Here is a 15737-nt window from a genome sequence, read left to right as displayed (position 1 = left end):
AGTATGATGAAAAAATGGTTTATTCGTTTGTTGGCAGTAGGAATGCTTTTCTCATTAACTGCCTGCAAAACTAATCAGACAAAGGAAAGTAAAACAGAACAGTCAATTAGCAGCTTCTCTGATGCTGTGAAAAAAAGTAAAGGGGAAACGGTGACTTTTTACGGGTTTGGCGGTGACGAAAAAGCGAATGCGTGGGTGGACGAGATCGTGACACCTGCAATGAAGAAAAAATATGATATTACAGTCAAACGTGTTCCAATGGATATCGATCAAATTTTGAATAAACTGACAACCGAAAAGGAAGCGGGAACTAAAGAAGGAGATATTGATGTTATTTGGATTAATGGCGAGAATTTCTACACTGCTAAACAAGCCAAGTTGCTTTATGGACCCATTACTAAAAAGGTTGAAAGTTTTGATAAGCTAATGGCTGTTGACGGACATAATTCAAGGTATGATTTTGGAGTTGAAATTGATGGCTATGAAGTACCATACGGTAGTGCACAATTAACTTTTGCTGGGAATAGAGAGAAATTTAAGGATGGTTTCCCCAAAAATACACAGGCTTTAATGGAATATGCTAAAGCAAATCCTGGGAAGATCACTTATACGGCACCACCAGAGTTTACTGGCAGTGCATTTGTTCGCAATGTTATTTGTGATATTGTAGGCTATGATAAAGTTGAGGCAGCAAAGGCGAATAAAGAAGAGCTTTATAAGGTTATCAAACCCGGGCTAGACTATTTAAATGAAATCAAACCATACTTATGGCAAGAGGGAAAAACATATCCGACAACAACAGCAGAGCTAGATGAGATGTTTTCAGCCGGACAAATCGATATGAGCTACAGCTATTCTCAAATGCATGTAGCGAAAAAAAGAAATGATAATGAGTTCAAGCAAACATCTGAATCATTCTTATTTGATAAGGGGACGATTGCGAATCAAAGCTATTTAGCAATTGCCAGAACTTCAAAAGTTAAAGCAGGTGCGTTAGTCTTAATTAATGAGATGACCAGTGAATCTGCTCAACTAAAAAAAGCAGAAGCAAAGTATGGGTATAGCATACCTCCATTTGATCCAGAAAAATTAACTAAAGAGTCTGAACAAAAATTGACAGATCTATATAAAAATCAAGGAGTTCTTTCATTAGAAGAAATGCAGGAAAAACAAATCCCTGAAATTCAAGCGGAAAAAATTCCGATGATCGAAGCCTTATGGAAAGAGTATGTTTTACATGAGTAAAAAAAAATTATTAATCCTTCCTTTTTTATTAATAAATGGTGTTGTCATTTTTGCAGCGCTGTTTAAAGGGATACAAATTAGTTTAGGATACTATCCTCTGATTGGACTAAATCAGATTAGTTTGACAAATTACCAGCAAGTCTTGAATGATCCTTTTTTTCGAAAGTCGCTAGGTTACAGTTGCTACTTAGCACTGACCGCGACTTTTTTGTCATTATTGTTAGGAGTTGTTTTGTCATTTCTACTATTGAAGGTGAAAACTCCTTGGCTGCATAAAATTATCGGTCTGCCCATTTCCTTACCACATATTATTGTTTCATTAATGATTATGCAACTGATTGGACAGACGGGGATAATTTCGAGGATTTTTTTTCAGTTAGGCTTGATTCAAGAGGTCGGTCAGTTTCCCTTATTTATTCATGATCCTGGAGGCGTTGGAATCATCTTGGTGTTTTTATATAAAGAGGTCCCTTATGTTGCAATAACAACTTTAGCAATTTTGCGGCAGTTGCAGTTAGGCTACGTAGAGGTAGCTAGAAATTTAGGAGCTTCGACTATTCGTATTTTTTTCTCAATAATCTTACCAATGATTCAAAAAACCTTAATGACCCTATTTATTATTTTATTCTGCTTCACATTTGCCTCCTTTGAAGTTCCTTATTTATTGGGTAATCCGAGTAATCAGACAGTGGCACTGACTGCCCATGATTTGTTTACCCAAGCAGATTTAACAACTCGTCCTCAAGCTTTTGCATTGAATTTCGTGATGTCTGGCATTTGTTTAGTGGTTGCAACAATCGCTTTGATCATTAGCCGGATTTTACCGGGAGGGAGAAAAGCAGCATGAAAATATTATTTAAAAGGGGCTATTTTTCTTTATTTTTTTCAGTGATACTTGTGCTCTTTCCTTTAATTCTTTTATTTTTATGGTCATTCAGCACAAAGTGGATGTATCCTGCTGTTTATCCACAAGAATTTGCTATAAAAGTTTATAAACAAATGATAAGTGAACCAAATTTTTGGCCGGCAGTAATTAACAGCGTAGTAATTGCCTTTGCTACAACAGGAATAAGCGTTGCCATAGCTTTGCCAGCCGCAAGGTACTTTGCTTTTCAAAAAAAAATAGAGCATCGCTTTATCGAGATCGTGATATATCTACCATTGATTTTGCCTGCAATTGCAATTATTACATCTAGTCAGGTTTTATTTCTGCAGCTTCGTTTGACGGGGACTTTTTTAGGAATAATTCTGCTTCATACATATTTATGTTTACCTTATGCAATGCAAATTTTATTGGAAAGTTATCGTCAGCTGGGAGAGGGATATAGTTTGACTGCTCAGTCTTTGGGCGCTAACTCATGGACGATTTTTCGACAGATTACTTGGCCGTTATTACGACCGGGAATAACGACCTCTGCGATCTTTGTTTTCATTGTCTCTTGTAGTCAGTATTTACCAACTTTCTTTATTGGAGGCGGAAAGATTATTACCTTGCCGTTATTGTTACTTCCTTATGCAAATAATGGTCGCTTCGGATTGGCTTCATCATATAGTTTGGTCTTTTTAGGAGTTACAATGCTTGGGGGTTATATCTTAAAAATAGTTATAGGAGGAGCGCAACGTGGGTCTAAGCATTAGTGAGCTTCAATTAAATTATGGTAAAAATAAAATATTAAAGGACATCTCTTTTAATGTGGTAGAAGATGAGATCATTGCACTTTTTGGACCATCGGGTGTTGGAAAGACCAGTCTTCTTAAAATGATTGCAGGTATTCAGCAAGTCGATAAGGGAACGATTACTTTTACTAATGGGTTTTCCCAAGAAACGACTGTATTAGTTTTTCAGGATTTTTGGCTCTTTCCTCATATGACTGTAGTTGAGAACATCGCCTTTGGATTGAAAGCACGTAAATTTTCTAAAGAAACTATTATTCAGAAAATCAATAAAATCATTAATGTGTTTAATCTTGACGGGCTTGAAAACCATTTTCCAGATCAATTATCAGGGGGACAAAAACAGCGAGTAGCGTTGGCACGAGCCATTGTTCTAGAACCTAAATTGTTGCTACTTGATGAACCCTTTGCTAATTTGGACAGTCATTTGAAAGATTCGATGCGAGATTATATCCGCCGTTTACAAAGAGAATACAGCTTTAGTGTTATCTTGGTTACCCATGACAGGGAAGAAGCATTTCAATTGGCTGATCGGATGATTATTTTGTTGGATGGTAAAATTCAACAAATCGGCAAACCAAAGGATATTTATTTCTATCCGGCCAATCAAAAGGTAGCCGAAACTATCGGAGAAAGTAATTTAATTCCTGGAATTATTTATGAGAATATTTTTCGAATAAATGGTACTGAATTAGTGGTGAAAAATCCAGAAAAAATTCGTGGCGAAGCCTCGCTCTTTGTTCCTTTTGGCACAGAGATTGAAATTAGTGGAGATGGGCTGCCAGCAATGGTTGAATGTATCGAGTGGTCGCCAAAAGGGCAACGTGTTCAAGTAAAAATCGGCGAAACATATTGTACGTTTACTAATATCACACAAAAAATGATTAGTGAAGAGCAAGTATTTTTAACATTTAATGAGAAGCTGCAGGTGATTCCACGATGATATCGATTATTATTCCGGTTTTAAATGAAGAGATGCATATTGAACGTTTATTGCAGCAATTAAGTGAGTTAGAAACAAGTATCTCCTATGAAATAATCGTTGTCGACGGAGGTAGTCAGGATCAAACAGTAATGATTGCTAGAAAATTAGCTCAAGTGTATCAATTAAAGAATACCAATCGCGGTGCACAGCTAAAATATGGGGTCGAAAAAAGTTCTGGTGAATTTTTATGGTTTTTGCATGGTGATAGTCGACTAGGTAGCACTCGAAATCTATTAGAACAAATTCAATCGGCTTTGGGAGATGATGGTTGTAGTGCCGGTTTTTTTAAATTATCATTTGATTCATCCGATTTTTTCTACCGTTATTTAGCTATCACTTCAAATTTACGAGCACGTTATCTTGGTTTAATATTTGGTGATCAGGGGATGTTTACTAAGCGAAGTTGTTATGAAAAGATTGGCGGATTTGAGCCTATCCCGTTAATGGAGGATTGGCGGTTGAGTCGAAGATTAAAACAGCTAGGAAAATTTTATCAATTACCTGTACGAATCATCACATCAAGTCGTCGTTTTCATAAAGGCAAACTGCGAACACACTTAAAAATGCATAAGATCAAGCTATTTTATTTGATGGGGATGTCACCTGATAAGCTGATGCACCGATATTACAAATAAGAAGGAGTCATCCATGATAGAAAAGATACGAGAGTATTTGAAAGAGAGAATGTTAATTGATGAGTTGCGGTTGGAAGAGCCGTTTACAGTAGAGTTTCTAGCGCAGGGAGAATATAACCAAAATTTTCTGATTTCAGACAGCAAAAGGAAATATGTTTTTCGTTTAAATTATGGCAGCCAATTGCATTTAAAGAATCAAATTCGGTATGAGTATCAAGCCTTGAAGTGGCTGGAACGAACAAATAGAACGCCAAAAGTTTATTATGTGGACGATAGTTGCCAAAGCTTTCCTCAAGGGCTGTTGATTATGGAATTTTTATTTGGGTCGCCATTAAATTATAAAAGTGATTTGAAAGAGGCTGCTTTGATTTTTGGAAAAATCCATCAGCAACCAATTGATGAATCAGCAGAGAATTTTTTTATAAAAGAAAAAGCAGGAATTTTGTCTGCTCGTGTGATGGAATGCCAGCATTTGTTAGAGTCAGTTTTAACAAGTAGTTTCGTTCCACTTCAAGCGCAGCGACAATTAGCAGCTGCTTTAGAACGATGTGACAAAAATGTAGGCCAGCAACGTTTTTTTAACGATCTTGATCAATGGTGCATCAATAATACAGAGGTGAACTCTCATAATTTTATTATTGGGAAAAAAGGGTTTTTGATTGATTGGGAAAAACCAGTGATTAGCCACCCTGTTCAAGACATTTCGCAGTTTTTAGCTTCGACTACAACTCTTTGGCGCAGCAACGTGATCTTATCACAAGATGAAAAGCACACTTTTCTTACTAGCTATCTGCAAATAACCGGCTTTGAACGTGAAGCTTTCTGGGAGGCTTTGAAAATCTATCATCCCTACTTGATGCTGCGTGCTTTATCTTGGTCGGCGATGGCTTATGACAGTTATCAAAGTGATACAAAAGAATTAAGGAATCAAGAAATTTTTGAAAAGGTTACTAGCTATTTAGATGAAACATTTTTACGTCAAGCCTTAGGAGAACGAATTATTGAATAAACACGCTTATATTTTATTTACACGAGTTCCTGTACCTAACAAAGTTAAAACTCGTCTACAAAGTTTATTAAGCGGCGAGGAGGCTTGTCAGGTTCAACTCAAGCTGTTACAGGATAGTTTTTCAAAATTTAGAAGTTTAAATGAATCTGGTATTGATCTTTACCTTGCATACTCTAATGAAGGGGATCCATCAGATTTACTTTCGATTCTGCCAAATAGCTTCACTGCTTTTCCACAAAAGGGGGAAACAATCGGTCAACGAATGAATCATGCAATGAAACATCTTTTTGGTAAGGGGTATGAAAAAGTGGTGTTAACCGGCAGCGACATTCCCAATTTAAATGCAGAAATAGTCTTTGATGCCTTTACTCAGATGCAAGAAGTTGTACTAGGACCTTCACCTGATGGCGGTTATTACTTAATCGGCTGTTATCAAGAAATTGATTTAACGCCAATTTTTGAGACAGATATTGATTGGGGAGAAAGTGAAGTACTGAATGAAACCCTGACTCGACTGCCAGGAATTGATGTGACACTATTATCACCGCTACAAGATATTGATTATCCTATAGATTTAAAAAAAATTCGCTATGGATTGAAAGAAGAGAATCATCATTTTAAACACTGGCTGCAAGAAAATAGAGGACTATTAGAATGAGAAAAATTATTTTTGATTGTGACAATACATTCGGTCTATTGAATCGGGATATAGATGATGGCTTAACCTTACTCTATTTGTTAGGAGCGCCAATAGTTGATTTACTAGGTGTAACCTTGACATTTGGAAATGCACGTTTAACAGAAGTGGCTAAAATAACTCAGGAAATGAAAAAGCGTTTTGAATTAGCTTTTGACTTTTATCCTGCGGCTAATTTTCTGGTAGAACAAGTCAATCGTTATCCGAATGAAATTACGATTTTAGCAACGGGGGCTCTAACCAATTTGGCTGATGCTCAGGAAATTGATCCAGCTTTTTTTTCAAAAGTTCATGAGATTGTATTGATGGGCGGTACTATTGAGCCACTGCTAGTAAATCAACAGAAAGTTGCAGAGTTGAACTTTTCGTCTGATCCTATTGCGGCTAAAGCTGTCTTACTAAGTCAAGCAAGAATAACTGTTATGAACGGTCATATGACAGCAGAAGCATTCTTTTCGAAAAAGGAAATGCACGAGTTTTTACTCTCAACAGCAAATGTGATTACACCAGAAGCTCAAAGCTGGCTTAGTGAAACTTTGGAAAACTGGATAAAATGGAACGAAAAAGTTTTCATTTTCAGTGGTTTTTGTAATTGGGATGTGACAACAGCTGTGTATTTAGAGCGGCCAGAGTTATTCAGTGATGAATACTATTTTTTATCAAATGAACAGCCGGAACTATCTAAAGGGCAGATGAGTCTATCTGATGAATCAAAATATATTGTGAAGATGCCTAAAAAACTTTTGAATATTTCTGTTTTTAATCAATTGGTTATTAAACGAATGACAGCCGGACTGAAAAGTAACTGATTTATCTTGGTTTTGAAATGAGAGAGGTGTTTGGTTGAAAAAAATTATTTCATTTATTTTGTTTGTGCTATTGGTAATTTTTCTAGCCTATCAATTTGGGCTAGTTGATTTCTTGACTGATATTGCCGCACTAAGAGCTTATTTAGAAAATCTTGGTTGGCGGGGCTATTTGATTTTTATTCTATTATCTGTGTTAGTAGCTGTCTTTTTATTGCCTGGGCAATTCTTAGCAATTGTGGGCGGCTTGGCTTATGGTGGATTTGTGGGAGGAGCATTGACAATTATTGGTGCTTCTCTTGGGGCAAGTATTTCTTTCGTTCTTGGGAAGTACGTGGCGCGGGACTATATTTTACAACGTTTTGGTAATGATTTGACCTTTCAAAAAATTGAAAAGGGTGTTAGAGAAAATGGCATTTCTTTTTTAATCTTTACTCGATTGGTTCCGATTTTCCCTTATGCAATTCAGAGCTATGCGTATGCAATGACGCCAATGAGTATAAAAAAATTTAGTATCATTTCTTTTGTAACGATGATGCCTGCTAGTTTCATTTATGCGTTCATGGCCTCTGAGATAGCTTCCAAAGGAGTTTCAATGACCTTATTGCTGGAATTTGCAGGTGCAGGGCTTCTTTTAGCTCTATTAGCTTATCTTCCAAAAAAAATCAGCAAGAAAATCAATCAGCTCAATTCAGAGTATAAAAATGATTAATCCATTCTTCAGAACGACTAGAGTAAACACCTCTGGTCGTTTTTTGTTTCTTGTTAGTTGATTATTGTGCGTTAAAGTTAACAATTACTCGATTGTTTTCTCTTAGTAGACATTCTAAAATAGATATGAGGGGGAGATACAGATGGAAATGAATATAGGACCAATCATCATGGAAAAGCGCAAAGAAAAGCAAGTAACTCAGCAGGAGCTAGCGAATTTTGTTGGAGTATCGAAGGCTTCTGTATCAAAATGGGAAACAGGGCAGACCTATCCAGATATTACTTTATTGCCGCTATTGGCGGCGTATTTTGATATAACAATTGATTCATTGCTAACTTACGAACCACAATTAGACAATCATGAGATTCAACGGATTTATGGAATGTTAAAGAATTCATTAGTTACGCAATCACCCGAAGAAGTTTTAGCGACGATTCGCAGCTTTGTTCGGCGATACTACTCATGCTACCCATTTGTGCTGCAAATGGGCTTGTTTCTTCTTAATCATGCGGACTTATTACCTGGTGAGGAAAGCATCCAGACGTATACAAAAGAAGCCCAAGAGCTATTTGTTCATATCAGAACACAGTCAAAAAGTCCTGAGCTGATCACGCAGGCATTGAAGTATGAAGCATATACTTCATTGACTTTAAATGAGTTTGATCAAGTATTGGCTATTTTAGGAGATCAGGTGCCTACTTTATTTCCGATTGAAAGCTTGATCGCAGCGGCCCAGCAACAAAAAGGTGAGAACAGTCAAGCGGTCATCACTTTGCAGAGTGCAATATATCAATATACGACTGTCTTTCTTAGCTTTTTGGGAAATTACTTACAAGTATTGCTTAATGATCAAAAAAAGTTTTCTGAAACGGTCTCTCGAGGACTCGAATTTACAAATATTTTTAATTTTAAACAACTTCATCCAATTGCCTTAATGAATTTCCAATTGTCTGCGATTTCTGGCTATGCTCAAATGCAAAATGAGGCAGCGGTTTTTCCAATACTCAATGATTTTCTTGATGTATTAAAGCAAACAGATTTTCCAGTGGACCTTCATGGGGATGACTATTTTGATCAAGTGGATGAATGGTTGGGACAATTAGAAATTGGTCATCAATTGCCTAGAGATTCAATAAAAGTTAAAGAAAGCTTGATTAATTTTGTGATTGACAATCCAGCTTTTAACAATTTCGAAGATCAAGAACAATTGCAGACTATTTATACTGAACTGCGAATACTTAAAAGGGAGATGTCTAAGAATGAATAATTTTACATTTTTAAAAGATAATCTGCCAATTTTTTTGCCATTGATTATTTTAGAGCTGATTTTAATGATTACGGCGGTCAGACATGTGCTGACACATCCTCAATATCGTTTTGGAAATAAGTCTATGTGGCTGTTTGTCGTTGTGCTTCTTCAAATTATTGGTCCAGTTATTTACTTTGCTTTTGGAAGAGGAGAAGACTGATGAACATTTTGGAGGTGAAGCAAGTTTCAAAAAAATTTGGAATGAAAAAAATTCTGAATAATTTAAATTTAGCGGTGCCAACTGGCTCGATTTTTGGCTTTGTTGGAGAAAATGGTGCGGGAAAAACTACCACAATGAAGATAATCTTAGGCTTAGAAGAAAAAAATAGCGGTGAAATATTAATTAAAAAAATACCAGTTCACTTTGGAGACAATCAAACAAATCATCTAACGGGTTATTTACCTGATGTACCTGAATTTTATAATTACATGTCTGCTAAAGAGTACTTGAAATTTTGCGGTGAAATCACAGGTCTTTCCAAAGAACAGCTGAAGAACAAGATCCCTGAGATTATGTCATTAGTAGGTTTAACTGATGATAAAAAGAAAATTAAAGGATATTCACGGGGAATGAAGCAGCGCTTAGGAATTGCACAGGCTTTATTAAATGATCCAGAGCTATTGATCTGTGATGAACCAACTTCTGCTTTAGATCCTAGCGGACGCAACGATTTTCTCGAGATGTTAGCAACATTGCGAGGAAGAACAACCATTCTATTTTCTACGCACATTTTAAGCGATGTGGAACGAATATGTGATTATGTAGGTATCTTAAATAAAGGTGAACTAGTTGTGAGTGGTAAAATAAATGAACTGAAAAGACAATTTGCGAAAGATCAAATTGAAATTGAATTCTCTAATAAGGATGGAATTAATCGTTTTTCTAGGGAATTAGACAAATTAAACGATCAACAGGTAATCAAAGATTATTCATTTCTATCAAAAAAAAATTCATTCATTTTAAACTATTCGCAAGAGTACGACGCGGTTGCACTCAGACTTTTTCAACTGTTCGAGAACTGTGAGTTGTATCCAAAATCAATCAAAAAAATTGATCCCTCTTTAGAATCCATCTTTTTGGAGGTGATTCAGTGAGGAATTTATACTATTTTACGAAAAAGGAACTATTTGAAAGTTGGCGTACGTATCGTCTTTTACTTTTAGTAATAATATTTTTGATTTTTGGCTTAATGAACCCTTTGTTGGCAAAGCTGACACCGGAAATCGTCAAAATGGCGATCAGCGAAGAAATGGCAAAAACAATTCCTAAACCAACTTCATTAGATTCTTGGACGCAATTTTATAAGAATCTCAATCAAATAGGGCTGATTGTTTTGGCCTTAATGTTTAGCGGAACTGTTAGCAATGAGATCAGTAAAGGAACATTGATCAACTTGGTTACAAAAGGACTCCGACGTTGGACGATCATCATTGGGAAAACAATCAGTTTGATGCTCCAATGGAGTTTTTGTTTGTTAGTGACTTTCTTAGTAACTTGGGGATACACGGCTTACTATTTTCCTGATAATAAAAGTCCATATCTATTCCATGCCGTTTTTCCTTTGTGGCTTTTCGGCCTATTGCTATTGAGTGTGATTCTATTTACTTCAACAATTGCTAGAAATAATTATGAAGGATTATTGATGAGTGGCGGCATGGTGACTTTGTTAGCACTGTTGAATATGTTTGATAAAGTAAAACGGTTTAATCCGATATCACTCACATCTCAAAACATGATCATTCTTCAAAATAGTTCAACGTTTAAAAGCTATGTTCCAGCAATGATACTCAGCATACTTCTCTTTTTTGTAGGTCTTTTTTTGAGTGTTCTGGTTTTTAATAGAAAAAAATTATGAGAGGAGAGCCCAAATTAATCAGGGCTCTTTTTCATCTATTCTAAAATAAATGATGAATGCTTTTCTAGATTTAAGAACTAACCAGTTATATACGTATACCCTTTTAAAAGAGAATGCTTATAATCAAATTTTGACAATTCACGATCCTTTAGAAGTCTATTCTTTACAAAAAAGTGTTGAACGAGAATCGTTTGAAAGTGGGTAATGTCGATAATTATATGACTTCAGAAAGATTAGATGAGAGGGAGTTATAGACTTAACAAGTAGCAAAAAGGCTCCGTAAACTTACAAGGGTAATTCGCTAAGCTAGGCATGGATAACACTACTATTCTTAAGCAAGCTTTTTTACCGTAAAAAAACATCGACAAGCGTCGATGTTTTTGCTAGCTAAATAAAGATGTAAATAACGGAATAGATATAGTAAGACAATAAAAGTAATGCAACAATACACGAGAGTTTAGCCAAGAAACCTCCACGCGCTGGTTTGGTAGAACGGCGTGATTGTCTGCGAGTCATTTCTTCTGGTGCAATATTTGGTATCTCAGGTTTGGATGGACGTAAAAGTACCACAGCCAATAGATCGATAAAAAGCATTCCTTGTAAAACAATGCTAACGATGAAAGTAATTTGATCTCCTCTAACCATCCTGAATAAGAATAAAACAATCATCAGAAGATCAAATAATAGTGTCAATAAAAGCGCCATAACAAAGCTCCTTCAAATAGGTTAGAATAGACAAGCTTTATTATAGCATACAACTAATAAAAAGAATTACGAATTATTTGTGAAAGATTGAAATGGAAGAATCAATTTTTCCGATTCCAGAAGGAGTAAACTATCCAATATAGCATAAAGCTTACTAGTGAAATCAACATTAAAAGAGCCAATGTCCAAGCTCCTTCAACTGGTTGGGTATGAGGATAATTCATAAGAAGATAAATGCACAAAAAAGTCGGGATTAAGGAAAAGTATAAATGAATCAAAGCACGATCTTTTTTGAAAAGATAAAAGTAAATGATTGTCATGAAAAAAAATATTAAATAAATTACGCATGAAACAACATTGCCAATATCCATAAAGACTCCTCCCTCGTAGGTCATTATATCAGATCGATAAGATACACTAAATAACAATAGAATGAGAATTTGCTGACTATACGAGTCATAAATCAACATTTTGAGTGATTCATACACTTACTTACATATAATTAAATTTTTCTATTAAAACTCAAAATTTCTTTAATTTAACAAAATCGGAAATAATTGAGAAACAGGTGCTATCATCGCTTTTCTTATATTCAAAGTTAAAGAAAAAAATTTTACTTTGTGATTAATTTTTGTTACTTTATATAGAGAGAGCTAAGATAAAAAGTATTAATTGTAACCGTTGTTTAATGGTTGCTAGAGGGGGATGACATGAAGTATAAAAAACTGCTATGTAGCGCTATGTTGTTGGGAAGTTTGGGAAGTTCAACACTTGTTGCATTTGGAGAAGAGACAATTGATTCTACTAGTATAGAGGAAAGCACGGCAATATCAGAAACTTCTAGTTCTGTGAAAGCTGTAACCAATGCGCCAGCTACGTCAGAATTAACAATTGAGGAAACTCAGGCATCAACCGTAGCTTCGAGTGAACCGACTGAAGAAGCGACAGGTGTGGATGAAGAAGAATATGATGCGCAGGGAAATCTGCTTTTTCATCATCCGATTCCATTTGAAGAATTTACGATTGAGCCACCTGCTTTTAGAGCTGCGCGAGCAAGTATGACTACACAACAAGCATTTATTAATCAAATCGCTCCCTCCGCAAAGACATTGGCTAGTGCCAATGATTTGTATGCTTCAGTAATGATTGCTCAAGCAATCGTTGAAAGCGGTTGGGGCGGAAGCACACTATCAAAAGCACCGAATTATAACCTATTTGGTATTAAAGGTGAATATAACGGACAATCCGTTACGATGAAAACACAAGAGTGGAGTGAAAAAGAGGGTTGGCACTACGTCAATGCGAAATTCAGAAAATATCCTTCTTATAAGGAATCCTTAGGTGATAATGTTACCGTTCTGAAAAAGACTTCTTTCTCACCAGGAAACTATTATTATTCTGGTGCATGGAAAAGCAACACAAAATCGTATAAAGACGCAACCGCTTTTTTAACAGGAAGGTATGCAACAGCACCAACCTATGGATCGACGTTAAACAATGTCATTGAGACATATAAACTAACGCAATATGATTCCACTGGCGGCGGTTCAAACCCGGCGCCGATTCAGACAAATGCAATGTATCGCTTGTATAATCCCAATAGCGGAGAACACTTTTACACAGCAAATGCGGCCGAACGCGATAAAGTTAAGAAGGCTGGCTGGCGCTATGAAGGTGTTGGTTGGCAAGCACCTAGAAGTGGGACACCAGTCTATCGGCTGTACAATCCAAACGCAGGAGACCATCATTATACACCGCATGTATCAGAAAAAAATCACCTAGTAAAAGTTGGTTGGCGCTATGAGGGGGTTAGCTGGTATTCTGGAGGAAGCAAGCCGCTTTATCGTTTGTATAATCCCAATGCAAAATCAGGAGCCCATCATTATACACTATTGCAAAGTGAGCGGAACAACTTAATCAAGCATGGTTGGCGCAATGAGGGTATCGGTTGGTACGGGCAATAATAAAAAAGCTCTCGATGAAAAATATTCATCGAGAGCTTTTTTAACTGACATCAGATATTTCTGAAATAACAAAAAAACTATGAAGACTATCCGTCGGGTACTCATATTTTTTCCCTATTTCAGATAGAATCTTTTGATCTGATTCCAAAATAGGTTCGTTCCCATCATACAAAGTGTCCGTTGGAAGATGGATTTCGAAAGGTTTTTTTTCCTCAAGCACTAAAGGTTTTTGAAAGAAATATCCAGCGATCTTTTTCATGAGAATTACTCCTTTTTCTATTATTTTGTTATATATTACATCAGAGATGTATGTAAAACCAGAAATAAGCTCTATAACAAATGTAATTTAAAACAGCCGTAAGAGAGCAATTCCAAATACACCTGTTAAAACGATTTTCATTAGATCGTTTGTACGAATTCCAACGATCAAAGCCGGTATGCATGCGAAAAATTCTGGTAAACGTAATGTTGGAAAATATCCTGTTTGAAAATTTAGGAGACTTTGCAATAACAAAGCTGTCAAAATCGTCATTGGCAGGTAACTTAAAAATTTTTCGAAAGTCGGCGGCAAGCTTACAGCCTTTGTCAAAACAAAGGGTAATACACGAGGAATCCAGGTAACTAATGCACAACCAAAAAGGGTTAACAAATAATAGTAGTTACTCATCCTTACTTAACACCCCCGTTAGGCATCCTAGTAAAGTTGCTAAAATGACTGAAAGCTCTGCAGAAGTAAAACGCATCAACACAAAAAGACTAATTACCGTAACTGTCAAAATCTTAATGGTTTTTGTGCGCTGTTTTTTTAATGGTAGCTGTACTTGAAAAAGAAACAACCCAAGGAACATCGCTGTTAATGCAAAATCAAAGCCGAATACAGTTGGGTCGGGAATAAAATTCCCTAGTAAGGCGCCAAGCACAGTTGAAATAATCCATACAAGGTATGCCGTTATATTTAAACCATGCATCCAATTACTGGTTACTTTCTTTTCTTGAGCAAGCGTCGTCATCAAGACACCATAGGATTCGTCTGTTAGTAATGTTCCGATAGCTATACCGTTCAATAAAGAATCCTCTTTGAAATAATGAGCTACGGAAAGACTCATGAGCAGATGCCGTAAATTAACGAGAAAAACTGTAAAAATGATTGACAGAATTGGCGCACTTAGCAGTAGTAATCCGCATAAAATAAATTGGGCACTTCCTGCATATACCAGTGTAGACATTAGAAATATTTGCCAAATCGCGAGGTGGGCAGACTTTCCAACAATTCCCATTGCGATCCCAATGCCTAAATACCCCATGATCGTAGGTAAACAGGCTTTAACTCCGTCAGAAAAACTAGCAGTCTGTATCAAACGATTATCCATATATCCACCCTCTCATTTTGTTCTAATCATATTAGACCAAAACTAATAAAAAAACAAGCGGATAAGTAGTTAAAAAAAGAGCAACAATTCCAATGGCAAAACATACCAATTGGCGGGGAAGATGTTGCTCAATTTATTTTATCATAAAAACATTTTGGTAAATACTAAAAAAAATATTTTTGTTAGGTAAATAATTTGAAATTATCCGATTCAATGAGAGCCGCCTTTAATTTTAAAGAAAGAAGTAGTTGATGTATAATAAAGTCAAGGGAGGCGTTTTCAATGAAAGAAAGCTATAAAAAAATACTCGTTGCAGTGGATGGCTCACCCACATCAACAGATGCATTTTATGAAGCGTTAAATATTGCGGAACGTAACGAGGCTAAACTCTTTATTCTCACTGTAGTCGACTATAAATTTTCAATCGGTGATCCGGCATTTATTAATGATGCACTAAAATTTCATCTAAATAATGCGGAGATTGAACTAGAGCAATTGATCGCCAATTCGAACGTGAGTCAATTTGACTATGAAACTAAAATTGATTCAGGAAATCCTAAGCGCAAGATTATTGATTATGCATTGGAAAATCAAGTGGATCTGATCATACTTGGGGCAACTGGAAGAGGTGCTGTAGAGCAGGCGTTAGTGGGATCAACGACAGCTTATGTAGTAAATCATGCTAACTCTAATGTGATGGTAGTAAAATCCTAATTCATTATGACAAGTAGATCTCTAAAAAAGGGTCTTGCCCCAAAATGGGACAAAAC

The 15737-nt window shown here is 36.1% G+C and carries 19 protein-coding genes; 15 read left to right on the top strand and 4 right to left on the bottom strand.

Going from position 1 to position 15737, the window contains the following annotated elements:
• Positions 1–6 precede the first annotated feature (6 nt).
• From JZO85_RS00920 to JZO85_RS00860, 13 genes are all read left to right on the top strand, one after another.
• Positions 7–1245 (top strand): ABC transporter substrate-binding protein, encoded by a 1239-nt coding sequence (locus JZO85_RS00920; RefSeq protein WP_207106620.1) that lies wholly within the window; start codon positions 7–9, stop codon positions 1243–1245.
• Positions 1238–2092 carry an ABC transporter permease gene (locus JZO85_RS00915; RefSeq protein WP_207106619.1) on the top strand — a complete coding sequence of 285 codons (855 nt, stop codon included), beginning with the start codon at positions 1238–1240 and terminating at the stop codon, positions 2090–2092. The genes JZO85_RS00920 and JZO85_RS00915 overlap by 8 nt, the downstream gene beginning before the upstream one ends.
• Positions 2089–2883 (top strand): ABC transporter permease, encoded by a 795-nt coding sequence (locus JZO85_RS00910; protein WP_207106618.1) that lies wholly within the window; start codon positions 2089–2091, stop codon positions 2881–2883. Before JZO85_RS00915 ends, JZO85_RS00910 begins: the two co-directional genes overlap by 4 nt.
• Positions 2867–3862, top strand: coding sequence for an ATP-binding cassette domain-containing protein (locus JZO85_RS00905; RefSeq protein WP_207106617.1), 996 nt, complete (start codon positions 2867–2869; stop codon positions 3860–3862). The genes JZO85_RS00910 and JZO85_RS00905 overlap by 17 nt, the downstream gene beginning before the upstream one ends.
• The gene (locus JZO85_RS00900; RefSeq protein ID WP_207106616.1) at positions 3859–4539 is read left to right on the top strand and encodes a TIGR04283 family arsenosugar biosynthesis glycosyltransferase; all 681 of its coding nucleotides are present in this window, start codon (positions 3859–3861) and stop codon (positions 4537–4539) included. The genes JZO85_RS00905 and JZO85_RS00900 overlap by 4 nt, the downstream gene beginning before the upstream one ends.
• A 13-nt stretch (positions 4540–4552) precedes the next feature.
• Positions 4553–5548, top strand: a complete 996-nt coding sequence (locus JZO85_RS00895) for a phosphotransferase family protein (RefSeq protein WP_207106615.1) — start codon at positions 4553–4555, stop codon at positions 5546–5548.
• Positions 5541–6206 carry a TIGR04282 family arsenosugar biosynthesis glycosyltransferase gene (locus JZO85_RS00890; RefSeq protein ID WP_207106614.1) on the top strand — a complete coding sequence of 222 codons (666 nt, stop codon included), beginning with the start codon at positions 5541–5543 and terminating at the stop codon, positions 6204–6206. Before JZO85_RS00895 ends, JZO85_RS00890 begins: the two co-directional genes overlap by 8 nt.
• A complete protein-coding gene (locus tag JZO85_RS00885) occupies positions 6203–7054 on the top strand; it encodes a nucleoside hydrolase (protein WP_207106613.1) in 852 nt (283 codons plus the stop codon). The genes JZO85_RS00890 and JZO85_RS00885 overlap by 4 nt, the downstream gene beginning before the upstream one ends.
• A gap of 34 nt (positions 7055–7088) precedes the next feature.
• The gene (locus JZO85_RS00880; RefSeq protein ID WP_207106612.1) at positions 7089–7763 is read left to right on the top strand and encodes a TVP38/TMEM64 family protein; all 675 of its coding nucleotides are present in this window, start codon (positions 7089–7091) and stop codon (positions 7761–7763) included.
• A gap of 142 nt (positions 7764–7905) precedes the next feature.
• The gene (locus tag JZO85_RS00875) at positions 7906–9030 is read left to right on the top strand and encodes a helix-turn-helix domain-containing protein (protein WP_207106611.1); all 1125 of its coding nucleotides are present in this window, start codon (positions 7906–7908) and stop codon (positions 9028–9030) included.
• On the top strand, positions 9023–9232 hold the full coding sequence (locus JZO85_RS00870) for a PLD nuclease N-terminal domain-containing protein (protein ID WP_207106610.1): 210 nt from the start codon (positions 9023–9025) through the stop codon (positions 9230–9232). The genes JZO85_RS00875 and JZO85_RS00870 overlap by 8 nt, the downstream gene beginning before the upstream one ends.
• Positions 9232–10167 carry an ABC transporter ATP-binding protein gene (locus tag JZO85_RS00865; protein ID WP_207106609.1) on the top strand — a complete coding sequence of 312 codons (936 nt, stop codon included), beginning with the start codon at positions 9232–9234 and terminating at the stop codon, positions 10165–10167. Before JZO85_RS00870 ends, JZO85_RS00865 begins: the two co-directional genes overlap by 1 nt.
• Entirely contained in the window at positions 10164–10928 is a 765-nt protein-coding gene (locus tag JZO85_RS00860) for an ABC transporter permease subunit (protein ID WP_207106608.1), read from the top strand. The genes JZO85_RS00865 and JZO85_RS00860 overlap by 4 nt, the downstream gene beginning before the upstream one ends.
• 387 nt (positions 10929–11315) lie before the next feature.
• Here JZO85_RS00860 and JZO85_RS00855 read toward each other — a convergent pair whose 3' ends face one another.
• Entirely contained in the window at positions 11316–11633 is a 318-nt protein-coding gene (locus tag JZO85_RS00855; RefSeq protein WP_207106607.1) for a hypothetical protein, read from the bottom strand.
• A 710-nt stretch (positions 11634–12343) separates the two neighbouring features.
• Between JZO85_RS00855 and JZO85_RS00850 the strand changes: the two genes are divergently transcribed.
• Complete coding sequence (locus JZO85_RS00850) at positions 12344–13597, top strand: glycoside hydrolase family 73 protein (RefSeq protein WP_207106606.1); 1254 nt, start codon at positions 12344–12346, stop codon at positions 13595–13597.
• A gap of 40 nt (positions 13598–13637) precedes the next feature.
• Here the strand turns inward: JZO85_RS00850 and JZO85_RS00845 are convergent, their stop codons facing one another.
• The 3 genes from JZO85_RS00845 to JZO85_RS00835 all read right to left on the bottom strand — a co-directional run bounded on the left by JZO85_RS00845 (position 13638) and on the right by JZO85_RS00835 (position 14967).
• Positions 13638–13856, bottom strand: coding sequence for a hypothetical protein (locus tag JZO85_RS00845; RefSeq protein ID WP_207106605.1), 219 nt, complete (start codon positions 13854–13856; stop codon positions 13638–13640).
• 87 nt (positions 13857–13943) lie between these two features.
• Positions 13944–14264 carry an AzlD domain-containing protein gene (locus JZO85_RS00840; RefSeq protein WP_207106604.1) on the bottom strand — a complete coding sequence of 107 codons (321 nt, stop codon included), beginning with the start codon at positions 14262–14264 and terminating at the stop codon, positions 13944–13946.
• A complete protein-coding gene (locus JZO85_RS00835; RefSeq protein ID WP_207106603.1) occupies positions 14257–14967 on the bottom strand; it encodes an AzlC family ABC transporter permease in 711 nt (236 codons plus the stop codon). Before JZO85_RS00835 ends, JZO85_RS00840 begins: the two co-directional genes overlap by 8 nt.
• Before the next feature lie 282 nt (positions 14968–15249).
• Between JZO85_RS00835 and JZO85_RS00830 the strand changes: the two genes are divergently transcribed.
• Complete coding sequence (locus JZO85_RS00830) at positions 15250–15681, top strand: universal stress protein (protein ID WP_207106602.1); 432 nt, start codon at positions 15250–15252, stop codon at positions 15679–15681.
• The last annotated feature ends 56 nt before the right edge of the window (positions 15682–15737 follow it).

Origin of the sequence: Candidatus Enterococcus murrayae (assembly GCF_017315985.1) — a bacterium.
Lineage (GTDB): Bacteria > Bacillota > Bacilli > Lactobacillales > Enterococcaceae > Enterococcus_A > Enterococcus_A murrayae.
This window is presented reverse-complemented; position numbering and strand designations above follow the sequence as displayed.